At 63.9% G+C, this 13,163-nt stretch carries 14 protein-coding genes; 8 read left to right on the top strand and 6 right to left on the bottom strand.

What is annotated here, in order from left to right:
• Nucleotides 1-4 precede the first annotated feature (4 nt).
• Entirely contained in the window at nucleotides 5-1,390 is a 1,386-nt protein-coding gene (locus tag A9K71_RS04040; RefSeq protein ID WP_066990695.1) for a serine hydrolase, read from the bottom strand.
• Between A9K71_RS04040 and A9K71_RS31880 the strand changes: the two genes are divergently transcribed.
• The 3 genes from A9K71_RS31880 (at nucleotide 1,368) to A9K71_RS04030 (ending at nucleotide 3,761) form a co-directional block, all read left to right on the top strand.
• Nucleotides 1,368-1,577 carry a hypothetical protein gene (locus A9K71_RS31880; protein WP_197504179.1) on the top strand — a complete coding sequence of 70 codons (210 nt, stop codon included), beginning with the start codon at nucleotides 1,368-1,370 and terminating at the stop codon, nucleotides 1,575-1,577. The genes A9K71_RS04040 and A9K71_RS31880 overlap by 23 nt on opposite strands.
• Before the next feature lie 42 nt (nucleotides 1,578-1,619).
• On the top strand, nucleotides 1,620-2,411 hold the full coding sequence (locus tag A9K71_RS04035) for a GH25 family lysozyme (protein WP_066990692.1): 792 nt from the start codon (nucleotides 1,620-1,622) through the stop codon (nucleotides 2,409-2,411).
• 171 nt (nucleotides 2,412-2,582) lie between these two features.
• Entirely contained in the window at nucleotides 2,583-3,761 is a 1,179-nt protein-coding gene (locus A9K71_RS04030; protein ID WP_066990689.1) for a lytic murein transglycosylase, read from the top strand.
• Between the two features lie 38 nt (nucleotides 3,762-3,799).
• Here A9K71_RS04030 and A9K71_RS04025 read toward each other — a convergent pair whose 3' ends face one another.
• Nucleotides 3,800-5,020: an alanine racemase gene (locus tag A9K71_RS04025; protein ID WP_066990988.1), complete on the bottom strand. Its 1,221-nt coding sequence runs from the start codon at nucleotides 5,018-5,020 to the stop codon at nucleotides 3,800-3,802.
• 211 nt (nucleotides 5,021-5,231) lie between these two features.
• Between A9K71_RS04025 and A9K71_RS04020 the strand changes: the two genes are divergently transcribed.
• A complete protein-coding gene (locus A9K71_RS04020; RefSeq protein ID WP_066990686.1) occupies nucleotides 5,232-6,152 on the top strand; it encodes a DMT family transporter in 921 nt (306 codons plus the stop codon).
• A 425-nt stretch (nucleotides 6,153-6,577) separates the two neighbouring features.
• Here A9K71_RS04020 and metF read toward each other — a convergent pair whose 3' ends face one another.
• Nucleotides 6,578-7,495 (bottom strand): methylenetetrahydrofolate reductase [NAD(P)H], encoded by a 918-nt coding sequence (gene metF / locus A9K71_RS04015; RefSeq protein WP_066990683.1) that lies wholly within the window; start codon nucleotides 7,493-7,495, stop codon nucleotides 6,578-6,580.
• Complete coding sequence (locus tag A9K71_RS04010) at nucleotides 7,495-8,502, bottom strand: metalloregulator ArsR/SmtB family transcription factor (protein ID WP_066990679.1); 1,008 nt, start codon at nucleotides 8,500-8,502, stop codon at nucleotides 7,495-7,497. Before A9K71_RS04010 ends, metF begins: the two co-directional genes overlap by 1 nt.
• A 141-nt stretch (nucleotides 8,503-8,643) precedes the next feature.
• Between A9K71_RS04010 and tsaA the strand changes: the two genes are divergently transcribed.
• From tsaA to A9K71_RS03995, 3 genes are all read left to right on the top strand, one after another.
• Nucleotides 8,644-9,150 (top strand): tRNA (N6-threonylcarbamoyladenosine(37)-N6)-methyltransferase TrmO, encoded by a 507-nt coding sequence (gene tsaA / locus A9K71_RS04005; RefSeq protein ID WP_066990675.1) that lies wholly within the window; start codon nucleotides 8,644-8,646, stop codon nucleotides 9,148-9,150.
• Nucleotides 9,147-9,461: a DUF2293 domain-containing protein gene (locus A9K71_RS04000; RefSeq protein ID WP_066990672.1), complete on the top strand. Its 315-nt coding sequence runs from the start codon at nucleotides 9,147-9,149 to the stop codon at nucleotides 9,459-9,461. Before tsaA ends, A9K71_RS04000 begins: the two co-directional genes overlap by 4 nt.
• A 97-nt stretch (nucleotides 9,462-9,558) precedes the next feature.
• Complete coding sequence (locus A9K71_RS03995; RefSeq protein WP_066990670.1) at nucleotides 9,559-10,518, top strand: aminotransferase class IV; 960 nt, start codon at nucleotides 9,559-9,561, stop codon at nucleotides 10,516-10,518.
• A 70-nt stretch (nucleotides 10,519-10,588) separates the two neighbouring features.
• Here A9K71_RS03995 and A9K71_RS03990 read toward each other — a convergent pair whose 3' ends face one another.
• Nucleotides 10,589-11,218, bottom strand: coding sequence for an MOSC domain-containing protein (locus tag A9K71_RS03990; protein ID WP_066990667.1), 630 nt, complete (start codon nucleotides 11,216-11,218; stop codon nucleotides 10,589-10,591).
• Nucleotides 11,219-11,397: 179 nt separating this feature from the next.
• On the opposite strand from A9K71_RS03990, the gene A9K71_RS03985 reads away from it, so the two are divergent.
• Nucleotides 11,398-11,964 carry an isoprenylcysteine carboxylmethyltransferase family protein gene (locus A9K71_RS03985; protein ID WP_066990664.1) on the top strand — a complete coding sequence of 189 codons (567 nt, stop codon included), beginning with the start codon at nucleotides 11,398-11,400 and terminating at the stop codon, nucleotides 11,962-11,964.
• A gap of 6 nt (nucleotides 11,965-11,970) precedes the next feature.
• Here the strand turns inward: A9K71_RS03985 and A9K71_RS03980 are convergent, their stop codons facing one another.
• Nucleotides 11,971-13,092, bottom strand: a complete 1,122-nt coding sequence (locus A9K71_RS03980; RefSeq protein WP_066990659.1) for a beta-ketoacyl-ACP synthase III — start codon at nucleotides 13,090-13,092, stop codon at nucleotides 11,971-11,973.
• Between the last annotated feature and the right edge of the window lie 71 nt (nucleotides 13,093-13,163).

The raw sequence follows: 13,163 nt of genomic DNA, 5'->3' as shown, positions 1-13,163 counted from the left end.
AGCCCTACTGATGCAGGGCCTTGACCAGCGCGGCCACCATCGTCTGCGGCCGATAGCCCAGCTTGGCAGGTGTCAGCCCGAGCCGCACCACCACCAATTGCTCCGACGGAACGATGGCCACCGTCTGGCCGTCATGGCCTTCCATCCAGTAGGTGTCCTTGGGCAGGCCGGCGGCAGCGCCCGCGCCCGGATTCTCCTCATCGCCCGGACCCTCGATCCACACCTGGCCGTTGCCGTAGACCTTCGAGGCCGGCGCCGGCTGCCGCATCCAGTCGACGAATCCGGCGGGCAGGATCTGCGCGCCGTTCCAGACACCGCCCTGCAGCAAAAACTGGCCGAAGCGGGCCCAGTCGTGCGCCGTGGCGTAGAGATAGGACGAGCCGACGAAAGTGCCTCGCTCGTCGGTTTCGAGCACCGCGCTGTGCATACCGAGCGGCTCAAACAGCGCCGTGCGCGGCCAGCTCAGCGCCTTCGCCTTGTCGCCGATTGCCTCCTGCCACAGCCGCGACAGCATGACAGCCGTACCGCTCGAATAGGAAAATGCCTTGCCCACCTCGCCGCCGAGCGGCTTGGCCTCGGCAAAGCCCGCCATGTCCGGCTCGAGATAGAGCATGCGCGTCACGTCGGCGACGTCGCCATAATCCTCGTTGAACTCCAGCCCGCTCGACATCGCCATCATGTCGGCAAGGCTGATCGCCGTCCGACCGTCGGCCTTCCACGGCGAGAACAGGCCCTTATTGTCGAGCGCCATTTTGCCGTCCTTGACCAGCGTGCCGACGATCGCGGCGTTCACCGTCTTGGTCATCGACCAGCCGAGCAGCGGCGTCTTGGCCGAAAAACCCTCGCCATAGCGTTCCGCGACGATTCGGCCGTTCTTCACCACCACGACCGCGCGCATGCCGGTCCCGACCATCGCGGCATCGTCGACGATCTTCGTCACCGCGGGGTTTTGCAGGGCGTCCACCCTTTCGCCCTCCGGCCAGAGCGCGTCCTGCGAGGTCACCGCCAAAGGCTCGATATGGACGGAGGTCTGCCGCGCCCTGCCGGTGTCGCCATCCGGAACCGACGCGCAGCCGACCCCGTCGCGCTCTACGGCGACGCTCTTGCCAAGCATCCAAAGCAGGCCCGCCGAAACAAGGCCCCTTTCCTTGTCGACGGATACCTTCATCAGCTTGAGCAGCGGATGGCCCGGCGCCTGCACATCGACGGCCAGCACTTCATTCGGGTCGCGGCCGGCGATGAACACGTTGGAGCAGACGATCTTGGCCGCATAGCCCGAGCCGACACGGATCAGTTCGGGCGGCGCAAAGTAGAGCCAGGCGAAGAGCGCGACCACCGCCAGCACAATGAGGCCGAGCAGCCATTTGATGAACTTCACGACAGCCCGCATCTTTCCGCCCTTGGATTTCCGGTTCGCTTTATGTCATCGATTTGCCGCCATTGCTTCTCCAAAATCATGGTCGATGTCGAGCGCCGTCAATGGATTATCAACCATGTTCGGCGATGAACGGAGAGACTGGGCGGTCCTGTGGGGCGATCGTCCGGAGGGGGCGCGCGGAAGCGACCACCATCAGTGAAGGACCCATCAGCGGCCGGCTGATCCCGGCTCGGGGGATACCATGCGCCGTCTTGCGGCCGTCCTGATGCTTACGCTGTTGAGCGCCTGCTCGACCGTGGACGATCTATCGCCGCTGGCGCCGTCATCGCAGACGGTCGCCCTGCGCGCGCCCCGTTTCGAAGATTCCAAACCGCATGAATGGGACAGCGGCGCGCCGTGGAATTATGCGGTCCACGGCACCGACGTCTCAAAATACCAGACCTCCGTCGACTGGCCGACGGCCAAGGCCAGCGGCATCTCCTTCGCCTTCATCAAGGCGACCGAGGGCGGCGATCGCTTCGACTATTATTTCAACGAGCACTGGGCACGCACCAAGGCCGTCGGAATCCCGCGCGCGGCCTATCATTTCTTCTATTTCTGCACCCCGGCCGCCACCCAGGCGCGCTGGTTCATCGCCAATGTTCCGAAAGATCCGTCGGCAATGCCGCCGGTGCTCGACATGGAATGGAACCCGAAGTCGCCGACCTGCCGACTGCGCCCTGATCCCGCGACGGTGCGCAGCGAGATGACCACCTTTCTCGAGATCGTCGAGCGCCATTATGGCAAGAAGCCGATCATCTATACGTCGCTCGACTTCTTCGATGACAATAACCTGGCGACGTTCCGCGGCTATCCTTACTGGCTGCGCTCGGTCGCCGGCCATCCGCGCCAGAAGTATGGCAGCCATCCTTTCACCTTTTGGCAGTACACCGGAACCGGCATCGTGCCCGGCATGACCGGCAAGTCCGACATCAATGTTTTCAATGGCTCGGAAGCCGCCTGGAACAAGTGGCTGCGGCAGAACACCCGTTGACATCGGCCCCCTTGCCTGCTTTCGACATGGCGGGCGGTGATAGTTGCAACCGCTGGCGATGCGGAGCGGCGCACCCCACCGGGGTGCCGCACGGCGCTCCTGAATTTTGAAATCTACGCATGATGCGTCCGCACCCGGCCGTGATCATGCCCCGGTCTCGTAAGGGAAGCGATGCGATTGCGCGTTGAAATCCTGGCGGCGCTGCTGGTCGGCGCTTTCGCTTGGCCTGCGGCGGCGCAGGAATGCGGCGGCGATTTCGAAGCGTGGAAACAGGGCGTGGCCGCGGAAGCCAAGGCAGCCGGCGTCGGCGCCGTTGGCCTGGAGGCGCTGGAAAATGCCGCGATCGACGAGAAGGTGCTGTCGCGCGACCGCGCTCAAGGGGTGTTCGCCCAGACCTTCACCCAATTCTCGAACCGCATGATCTCGGCCTATCGCCTGAAGCAGGGCGCGGCCAACCTCAAGAAATATGCCGACGTCTTCGCGCGCGCCGACAAGGAATTCGGCGTGCAGCCGGCCGTCATCACAGCGTTCTGGGGACTGGAGACGGATTTCGGCGCCGTACAGGGCGATTTCCACACGCTGGACGCGCTGGTCACCCTCGCGCACGACTGCCGCCGCCCTCAGTTGTTCCGACCGCAATTGGTGCCGTTGCTGACCTTGATCGACCGCGGCGTGCTGCCGGCCGATGTCAAGGGCGCCTGGGCCGGCGAGATCGGCCAGACGCAGATTCTGCCGACCGACTATCTCGCCCGCGGCGTTGACGGCGACGGCGACGGCAAGGTCGATCTCCGGAACAGCGTGGCGGACGTGATCATGACCACGGCCGACAAAATCCTGTCGCGCGGCTGGAAGCGCGACCAGCCCTGGGTCGAGGAGGTGCGTGTTCCCGACGACATGCCCTGGGACCAGACCGGCCGCACCAACAAGCTGCCGCTGTCGCAATGGGCCCAATGGGGCGTGACCAATCCGGACGGCACGCCGCTCGTCGACAACGGCCTGAAGGCCGGGCTCGCCTTGCCCATGGGTCGCAAGGGTCCAGCCTTCCTGACCTACGACAATTTCGACGTTTATCTGGAATGGAACCAGTCCTTCACTTACGCGCTCACCGCTGCGGTGCTGGCGACCCGTCTGGCCGGGGCGCCGCAATTCGACCCGCGCACGCCCGAGCCCGGCCTCAACGGTGACCAGATGAAGGCCCTGCAGACCAAGCTTGAGGCCAAGGGCTACGATGTCGGCACGGTCGACGGTATCCTCGGCACGAATACCCGCGAAGCGATCCGCAAGGAGCAGATGCGCCTGGGCATGGCCGTGGACGGTTGGCCGACGCCGGAATTGCTGGCGAAATTGTAGCGCCCTGTCCTTCTCCCCACAAGGGGAGAAGGGGGAGCTCAATCCGCCATCGTCTCCAAGCTCGCGAAACCTTGCGGCGCGTCGCCCTCGTCGAACGGCGTCGTCACCTCCACGAACGTGTCGGGATAGAACCCGTTGAATCGCGTCCTCAGTGACAGCGAGTAGGCGCCGATATGGCCGATCTCGATCCAGTCGCCTGTGTCGACCGTTTCCGGCAGCCAGAATGGGCGCGACAGGATGTCGACGGAATCGCACGTTGCGCCGCAAACCTTGAACGGCACGACCGTCTTGTCGCTGCCATTGCGCGTGCGGATCGCCGGATCGGGAATGAAGCGCGCCGGCAGCGTGATCTTGCCGGTCCATGAATCCGAGAGCGACGCCCAGATGCCGTCATTGATGTAGAGCCTTTTGCCCTTGCGCAAGAGCACGCGCACGATCAGCGACAGGCAGCGCGCCACGATCACGCGGCCGGGTTCGGCGACCAGCGGCATCTCGTCGAACTGGTATTCCTTGAGGTCGCCGGCCAGCCGCGACATGAGCTGGCCGAGCGACGGCATCTCGATGTGCTTGCGGTTGGGATCGTGGCCGTACTCGGCCGGAAAGCCGCCGCCCACGTCAAGCCCGGCAATGTCGAAGGTCAGCCGGTTGCGCACCCAGTCGGCAGAGGCCAGCGCGCGCTCGTAGGTGTCGGGGTCCTCGATCTGGCTGCCGACATGGAAGCAAAGCCCGACCTTGTAGCCGGTACGGTTGAGCCGCTCGGCAAGCTCCACCGCATTGGCGGGACCGGCGCCGAATTTCTTCGACAGCTCATAGGCCGCGTGGCCTTTGGTCTGGATGCGCACGAAGACGGTGAGAGCGCCGGGATCGATGTCGAGCGCACGCACCACGCGCGTCAGCTTGGTGATCTCGTCCTCATGATCGAGCGAAATCACGCGGATGCCGTATTTCTCCAGCGCCAGCTTGATGTCCGACTGCGCCTTGATCGGATGCATGTAGAGCATTTCGGCCTCGGGCGAGACGGCCCGCACGGCCGCGAACTCGCCGGGCGAGGCGACGTCGAAGGCGCTCACGCCAGCCTCGACCAGCGTCTTCAGCACGATCTGCTCGCCATTGGTCTTGACCGCATAGGCGGTCTTGCCCGGGAACATGCCCATGAACTGCAAAGCATCGGCCTTAAGCACCTGCGGGCGGAAGCAATAGACCGGATCGTCCGGACGAAGCGCCAGTGCCGCCTCGCGGGCATTTTCGAATCGCTGCATGGACGAATCCTTGATCTCGGCGCGCACAATTAATCCTAGCTAGACGCCAAAGAAAACAGTTCTGTGTCTCGCCTTCGCCTGCGAGCGTCCGCACCCTTTGCGCCACGCTAAACCACTGGTCAGGTTTCGGGTGGCCCTTGCCACCGAACCGTATATCGATTGGAGCTGGTTCGGGGATTGAGGGAGCGATCGGCATGGGAGGGGTGACGACATGACGATGGCGGCTGGCGCCGCGCCGACACGCGGACCGATGACGCTCAGGGATTGGGCGCAGCTCCTGCTGCTCGGCGCGATCTGGGGCGGCTCCTTCTTCTTTGCCCGCATTGCCGTGGCGGAGATCCATCCTTTGGCGCTGGTGCTGTTTCGCGTCGCCATCGCGACGGCCGCGCTTCAGCTCTATCTGGCGATCCGCGGCCCGTCCTTCCGTCTCGCCTTTCCCCACGCCGGCCTGTTCTTCCTGCTGGCGTTGGCCAACAATGTCATTCCGTTTTCGCTGATCTTCGCCGGCCAGACCGAGCTCGGCGCCGGTATTGCCTCTGTGCTCAATGCCACGACGCCATTTTGGACGCTGCTCCTCGCCAATGCGCTCACCGCTGACGAAAAACTGTCCTGGAACAAGCTGGCCGGCATCTCGCTCGGCGTTGCAGGAACAGCTGTCATGATCGGTCCTGGTTTGGCTGCTGGCCTCGGCGAGCCGGCCTGGGCCAAGTTCGCGCTGATCGGCGCCTCGGTGTCCTACGCAATTGCCCTGATGATCGCGCGCCGCTTCAAGGGGGTGCCTTCGCCGGTCATCGCCACCGGGCAACTGACCGCATCGACCATCATCATGATCCCCGTCGTGCTGATTGCCTACGGCCCGGCCGGGCTGTTTTCGGTCTCGCCCCCGGTCTGGGCCGCGGTGCTCGGGCTGGCCCTGCTCTCCACAGCCTTTGCCTACATCCTCTATTTCAACCTTGTTGCCGCGGCCGGCGCCACCAACGCCTCGCTGGTCACTTTGATCGTACCGGTGAGTGCCGTGCTGCTGGGATTCCTGTTTCTGGGCGAGCGGCTGCAGCTCTTCGAACTGAGCGGCATGGCGCTCATCGGAGTCGGCTTGATCACCATTGACGGGCGCCTGTTCGGCCGATGGTAGCGGTGCCATGCCACGGCTTCGCCATAATTTATTCACAAACTCTTGGATCGATTTTTGCCGAAGAGTTTCAATGGCTAACGGCAAATTCGAGGTCGCAAATTCCACAATCGCGTCGCAATGCAGCACATTTTCCGCTTGCCTGTGACCCAAATGACTCTAGATTCCGGCCATAGCTCTTAAGAGGAGGCTATGGCATGGGACTGACGAGGCCAATCAACGCATTGATGATTTGTGCTGCGTTTGCATTCATCGGCGCCCTTATCATGGGCGTTCTTCCCTGACCCGCCGAAGCCGGGAAGACCAACACCGAGGATGAGTCCAACCGATTCGAAAAGGCCGGGTTCCGCCCGGCCTTTTCCGTTTCAATCATTGTTTTGGATGCATGTCGTTTCGCAAAACCGCTGCACACTTTTCGGCGAGTTTGATCAGGCCGCGGCCGAGCCGGCCGCTTCCGCCTCATGCGAGCGGATGCCGATCATGTGGCAGACGGCGAAGACCAGATCGGCACGGTTCATCGTGTAGAAATGGAAATCGCCGACGCCGCGCTCGACCAGATCATGGACCTGCTCTGCCGCGACCGCTGAGGCCACCAGTGCATGCGTTTGCGGATCGTTCTCCAGCCCTTCGAAGCGCTCGGCCAGCCACGCCGGCACCAGCGCGCCGCAGCGGGCGGAAAAATTGGCGACCTGGGTGAAGTTGTGCACGGGCAGGATACCCGGCACGATCGGAATGTAGATGCCGGCGCGGCGCGCGCGCTCGACATAGCGCTCGTAGAGGTCGTTGTCGAAGAAGAACTGGGTGATCGCCCGCGTCGCGCCATTGTCGACCTTGCGCTTCAGCATGTCGATGTCGGTGGCGAAGTCCGGGCTTTCCGGATGCTTTTCCGGATAGGCCGAGACCGAGATGTCGAAATCGCCGACGCTCTTCAGCGCCCCGACCAGTTCGGCGCCGTTGGCATAACCATTGGGATGCGGACGATAGGCGGTTCCCACACCTGCGGCCGGATCGCCGCGCAAGGCGACGAAACGCGTGACGCCAAAGTCGGCGAATTCCTGGATGACGGCGTCGACCTGATGCCGGGCCGCGTCGACGCAGGTCATATGCGCCGCCGGCGTCAGCGTCGTCTCGTTGAGAATGCGCTTCACGGTGCGCGCCGTGCGCTCCCGGGTCGAGCCGCCGGCACCGTAGGTCACCGAGACGAAGCGCGGCTTGAGCGGCTCGAGCCTTGTGACGGTGTCCCAGAGCCTTGCTTCCATCTCATCCGTTTTGGGCGGGAAGAACTCGAACGAAACCCGGACCTTGTCGCCAATGTCGGGGCGGCGGGAAAAGCGGAACTGGTTCATCAGGCTGTTTCCCTTGCTGGAAGTGTGTCGTTGGACGGATCGGCGATCAGCAGGCGGCGATCGCGACCCAACCAGAGCTTGACGGTGAGTCTCGCCTCGGCCTGGCCGCGCGGCTCGAACTCCTGGCTCTCTTCGAGGTCAAGCCCTGCCTCCTCGAACCAGTCGGCGATCTGCCGGTCGGAAAAGCCGAGCCGCATATGCGCGTGCTGGTCGCGCAGGAACTCCAGATTGTGAGGCGCGAAATCGACGATCACCAGCCTGCCGGACGGACGCAGCAGCCTCGCGGCCTCGCCGATGGCGCGGGCCGGATCGTCGAGATAGTGCAGCACCTGGTGGATGGTGACGAGATCGAAGGCGTTGCGCTCGACCGGCGGCGAAAAGATGTCACCCTGGCGCACCTGCGCATTGGCGACGCCGGCTTTGTCGAGATTGGCGCGCGCCACGGTCAGCATCTCGCGCGACATGTCGATGCCGACGCCGCGCCGGTAGAGCGGCGCGAAGATTTCCAGCAGCCTGCCCGTGCCGGTGCCGAGGTCGAGCATCGACTGGAACGGCCGTTTGCCGACAAGCTTGAGCAGTGCCGCTTCCACCGCGCGATCCGGCACATGCAGCGAGCGGATGCGATCCCAGCTGGCGGCGTTCTCCGAAAAATACTCCGCGGCCCGGTCCTGCCGCTTGCGCTTGACAGCGGCCAGCCGCTCCAGGTCGCGCACCACCTGCGGGTCGGCCTCGCGCACGCCCGAGACCAGGCCCTGAACGAAATCGCGCGAGCTGTCTGTGTCCGACAGCCTGAAAAAGGCCCAGGACCCTTCCTGGTAGCGGCCGATCAGCCCGGCATCGAGCAGCAACTTCAGATGCCGTGAGACGCGCGGCTGCGACTGGCCAAGGATTTCGGTAAGGTCGGAGACCGTGAGATCCCCGCGCGACAGCAGCACCAGAATGCGCAGGCGGCTGGATTCGGCAGCCGCCTTCAATGTATCTACCATCGTGTCGAGCGTGACATGCACGAAAGGTTCTCGCTGAAAGATATAAAGATATGTTTATGTCGAATTTGAAAGCCTGGCAAGCGCTATGTCGCTCCCTGACAAGAAAATGGCGCAGCCATGATCCGCGCATTGCAGGCCATGCGTCCGCGGATTGATTGAACGATGTTCGAGAGACGCGAGGACGAGACGCTCTTGGAAAACGACCCGGCCGATCTGCCGCCGGACGGCCATGTCGTCTTCATCGGCCGGATCGCCTCGCCTTGGACGAGCCGCGAGGATTGTCCCAAGAACATGCGCGCCGCCCGCGAGACCGGCCGGACTGCGGCCATCCTGATCGACAAGCCCTACCGCCGGGGGCTGCAGAACCTCGATCGCGCCAGCCACATCGTCATCCTGTCCTGGCTCGATCATGCCCCACGGAATCTGATTGTGCAGAAACCGCGCCATGCGGCTGAACCGAAAGGCGTTTTCTCGCTGCGCTCCCCTGCCCGGCCGAACCCTGTCGGCCTGCACATCGCGAAGCTCGTCGCGCTCGATATCGAGGAAGGCCGGATCGAGATCGACGCCATCGACGTGCTCGACGGCACGCCGGTCGTCGACATCAAGCCCTACTATGCGTCGACCGATGCCTTCCCTGAGGCGGCCATTGCCGGACGCGAGGAGAAATGAGCGCGCCGACCGGCCGCCGCCGCGCGATTGCCAAGGCGCTCACCGCGCTCTTGCCGCTCGCCCCCTATTCCGACATGGAAAAAATCCGCGCCGATGCCGGAGCCGTGCATATGAAGAGCTTGCCGCCGACGATCGCGGTGTGGCTGGCAACCATCGCGCATGTCCGCCACACCCATACCGACTATGACAAACTGCTGGCCGAAGGCTATGACCGCGACTCGGCACGCTTCTTTGTCATCGACGAGACCAATGAGGTGCTGACCCGCTGGCGCGCGACGCGGCTGCTGGAAGAGGATGACGAGGACGAGTAAAGCACAGGCTAGGCTAGACAGCGCCGTTGGCCTGGCTCTTACTTCATTCGAAGCGGGACGCTAGCCTGCCTTTCCACAACGACGAAGAAGGAGCGAAATGAGCCAAGCCGCCCCCGCGCCTGCCGCGCCACTACCCGTTCTGTCAGAGCGTCATCTCGATCCGCATGCCTATCCCAACGGCGTCGCTTACCTCGATGGACAATATCTGCCGATGTCGCAGGCAAAGGTGTCGGTGCTGGACTGGGGCTTTCTGCATTCCGACGCCACTTACGACACGGTCCATGTCTGGGACGGCCGCTTTTTCCGTCTCGATCTGCATCTCGACCGTTTCTTCGGCGGGCTGGAAAAGCTTCGCATGACCATCCCGTTCGACCGCGACGGCGTTGCCGAAATCCTGCACAATTGCGTCGCGCTGTCCGGCCATCGCGCCGCCTATGTCGAGATGCTGTGCACGCGCGGTGCCTCGCCGACCTTCAGCCGCGATCCGCGTCAGGCGATCAACCGGTTCATGGCTTTCGCCGTCCCCTTCGGCTCGGTCGCCAATGCCGAACAGTTGCGAAGCGGCCTCCACGTCGCGATCAGCGACAAGGTCCGTATCCCACCTGCCTCGATCGATCCCTCGATCAAGAACTACCATTGGCTGGACCTGGTGCGCGGGCTCTACGACGCTTATGACCGCGGCGCCGACACCGCGCTGGTCCTCGACTTCAACGGCAACCTCGCCGAAGGTCCAGGCTTCAACGTGTTCTGTGTCAGGGCAGGCAAATTGACCACGCCCGCCGTCGGCGTGCTGCCCGGCATAACGCGCCGCACCGTGTTTGACCTGTGCGCCGAGGCGCGACTGTCCGCGGTTGCCGCGGATGTCAGCGTGGCCGCGCTCAAGTCAGCCGACGAAGTCTTCATCACCTCGACGGCCGGCGGCATCATGCCCGTCACGATGATCGACGGTGCTCCGGTTGCCTATGGCAAGGTCGGGGCGATCACTGAGCGTCTGATGCGCCTCTACTGGCAAAAGCACGAGGATCCGGCCTGGTCGAGCGCGGTGCGCTACGGATGACGACCAAAGCCACTCCAACAGTTCACTCAGAGCGAGACTTGAACCGGCGATATCCAAAGCCGAAGCCCGATCACGCGCGATAGATCCACTGCTCCGGCACCCGCACCGAAATCTCTTCGCCGGTCCTGATGATGCCGGGTTTTTCGACCCAGGCGACCAGACCGCGCAGCCTCTTCGCCGTCTTCGGAAACAGCAAGGCCGTCGCGTCGCGATCCGCCGCGTTGACATGTTCGGCGATCGATTGCCCGGCGACCCGGCAGGGCTTGTTCTGGCCGTCGATCTTGATCGTCACGCCGCCCTTGAAGAACAACAGCGACCCCGCCGGCAGCATCGAAAGATGCGGCAGGCCTTCGATCATCAGGTTGGCGCCGATCCATTCCGCCTTGATCTCCTCGAGGCCCATGCGGTGGGCGACGATGGCGAGCTCATTTGCGGCGACGAGCGACAATTGCCGCTCGTTGCGCATTTCGGTGCCGCGCGGGTACCAGGGCTCGCGCCCGCCGGAGCGCCGCGTCGCGCCGGCATGGAAGTCACCCTCGATCCCGTCGAAGCCAAGGCGCAATTCGTCCACTGGCCTTGTCTCGAAATGATCGGACGGCGCGGCATAGAGTGCCGCTGCCAATGCTGTCAGCTTGCGGCCGGCGACGATGTCGGCCGTCGGCTCCGCCGACGGAAAAAGCTCTAGGTTCGTTTCCTGCATAGCGTTGGTCTAGAGACGCTCGGCTACTCGGTCCAGTCGAAAGCGCTGATGATCCGATCACAGCGCTTGATGGCGATCACGACTTTCTTACCTGAAGACGCCGCACGCTTTCACGTTCCGCCGCATTGCCGCCGCGCCGGCGGCGTAAATGGCGGCGCGAACTTGGGAGGGTTCAGATCATGCAGGTTCAACATGCGATCGCCGCGCTCTGGTTGGCCTGGGTGGTGTCTTGGGTGCTGGCCGCCGCGTGGGCCGATCCAGCGCAAAAGCGCGCGGACTTCAAGGCTGAGGCCCGTTACCGGGTTCTCTGGCTGGCCGGCACCTTTCTGCTGTTCGCGCCGGCGCACGGCTATGTCGGCCGATTGCGGCTGTGGACGCCGACGCTTGCCGAGGGCTGGATCTGCGTCGCCCTGATCGCGATCGGCATCGCTTTCGCCTGGTGGGCGCGCTTGCATCTCGGTCGGCTGTGGTCGGGCACCGTCACCGCCAAAGCCGATCACCGCGTGGTCGACACCGGTCCCTATCGGCTGGTCCGCCACCCGATCTACACCGGCCTGCTGGTGTCGATCCTCGCTACCATGGCAGCCAAGGGCACTGTCTGGGGTGTTGCCGGCACTGCCCTGCTGCTCGTCGGCATCGTCGTCAAGGCCAGGCTGGAAGAGAGCTTCCTGCGCGGCGAGCTCGGCCCCGCATATGACGACTATGCCAGGCGCGTGCCGATGCTTGTGCCGTTCGTCCCCGCCTGAGCCGGTTTACAACATCCTCAGCAGCGCGCCGCCGATGGAATAGCCGGCGCCGAAGGCGCAGAGCAGGCCGAAATCGCCGGCCTTCATGTCCGCATGATTTTCGGAGAGTGCCACGATGGCGCCGGCGCCCGCCGTGTTGCCGAGGCGTTCCAGCACCATCGGCGCGCGGTCGTGGTCGACATCGTGGCCGAAGGCGAGTTTCAGGATCATCGCATTCATGCGCGCATTGGCCTGATGCAGCCAGAAGCGGCGGATGCCTTGCGGCGTCAGACCATGCTCGGCCAGGAACTCGACGATGAACTTGTGGCCCGCGACCGTGACTTCCTTGAACACCTTGTTGCCGACCTGCTTGATCAGATTGCCCTCGAGTTTGATCTGGTAGGGATCGTCCTGGGCAGTGCGGGTGTGGTAGCCGAGATTGGTGCGGATGTTGTTCGACATTTGCGTCCAAGTGCGCGTGTCGAGCACCTCGAAGCGTCCCGGCCGCTTCTCGCCCTGGTCGAGCCCTTCGACGATCATGGCGACCGAGGCGTCGCCGAAGATGAAATGCGTCTGTCGGTCGCGGAAGTTGAGATGGCCGGTGATGATTTCGGGCGTCGACACCAGGATGCGCTTGTGCGCCCCTGCCCTGACAAGGTTGACCGCGATGTGCAGCGCCGCCGCGGCGGAAGAGCAGCCGAGCCCCATGTCGAAGCCGGCGCCCTTGGTGCCCAGGGCCTGCTGCATCTCGATGGCGATCGCCGGATAAGGCCGCTGATGATGCGAGGCCGAGCAGATCACCAGATCGATGTCCGAGCCTTCCACGCCGGCATGGGCGATGGCTTTTTTGGCCGAAGCGATGCCGAACTCCGCCTGCAGCGACAGTACGTCGTCCGGCCGGGCCGGAATGCGCGGCGCCATGCGGGTCGGATCGAGGATGCCTTCGCGTTCGATTACATGGCGGGTCTGCACGCCCGAGGCATGGACGATGAAGTCGCTGTTCGACTTCTGCAGCAGCGTCTCGCCTGTGACGGCGCGGCGCGCATTCTCAGTGTCGACCCAGCTGTTGAAGCTTTCGACCAGCTCTTCATTGGTGATGACAGGCTCGGGGATTTCGGCGCCGATGCCGCTGATGATGACGCGATGCATGTCCAATCCGTCCGAGGCACGGCCTTTGTGCCGGAGCGCGCTACCCTTGTCGCATTTGGCCGGTTTATGCC

It is taken from the genome of Mesorhizobium sp. WSM3873 (assembly GCF_001672445.1).
Classification (GTDB): Bacteria; Pseudomonadota; Alphaproteobacteria; order Rhizobiales; family Rhizobiaceae; genus Mesorhizobium.
The sequence above is the reverse complement of the archived record's forward strand: the minus strand, read 5'-3'. Positions and strand labels throughout refer to the sequence as shown.

Coding starts and splice junctions, on each gene's coding strand:
- A9K71_RS04000 (WP_066990672.1), top strand. CDS start 9,147: ATGAGCGCGCCGACCGGCCGCCGCCGCGCGATTGCCAAGGCGCTCACC.
- A9K71_RS03995 (WP_066990670.1), top strand. CDS start 9,559: ATGAGCCAAGCCGCCCCCGCGCCTGCCGCGCCACTACCCGTTCTGTCA.
- A9K71_RS03990 (WP_066990667.1), bottom strand. CDS start 11,218: ATGCAGGAAACGAACCTAGAGCTTTTTCCGTCGGCGGAGCCGACGGCC.
- A9K71_RS03985 (WP_066990664.1), top strand. CDS start 11,398: ATGCAGGTTCAACATGCGATCGCCGCGCTCTGGTTGGCCTGGGTGGTG.
- A9K71_RS04025 (WP_066990988.1), bottom strand. CDS start 5,020: ATGCAGCGATTCGAAAATGCCCGCGAGGCGGCACTGGCGCTTCGTCCG.
- A9K71_RS04030 (WP_066990689.1), top strand. CDS start 2,583: ATGCGATTGCGCGTTGAAATCCTGGCGGCGCTGCTGGTCGGCGCTTTC.
- A9K71_RS04020 (WP_066990686.1), top strand. CDS start 5,232: ATGACGATGGCGGCTGGCGCCGCGCCGACACGCGGACCGATGACGCTC.
- metF (WP_066990683.1), bottom strand. CDS start 7,495: ATGAACCAGTTCCGCTTTTCCCGCCGCCCCGACATTGGCGACAAGGTC.
- A9K71_RS03980 (WP_066990659.1), bottom strand. CDS start 13,092: ATGCATCGCGTCATCATCAGCGGCATCGGCGCCGAAATCCCCGAGCCT.
- A9K71_RS31880 (WP_197504179.1), top strand. CDS start 1,368: ATGAACTTCACGACAGCCCGCATCTTTCCGCCCTTGGATTTCCGGTTC.
- tsaA (WP_066990675.1), top strand. CDS start 8,644: ATGTTCGAGAGACGCGAGGACGAGACGCTCTTGGAAAACGACCCGGCC.
- A9K71_RS04035 (WP_066990692.1), top strand. CDS start 1,620: ATGCGCCGTCTTGCGGCCGTCCTGATGCTTACGCTGTTGAGCGCCTGC.
- A9K71_RS04040 (WP_066990695.1), bottom strand. CDS start 1,390: ATGCGGGCTGTCGTGAAGTTCATCAAATGGCTGCTCGGCCTCATTGTG.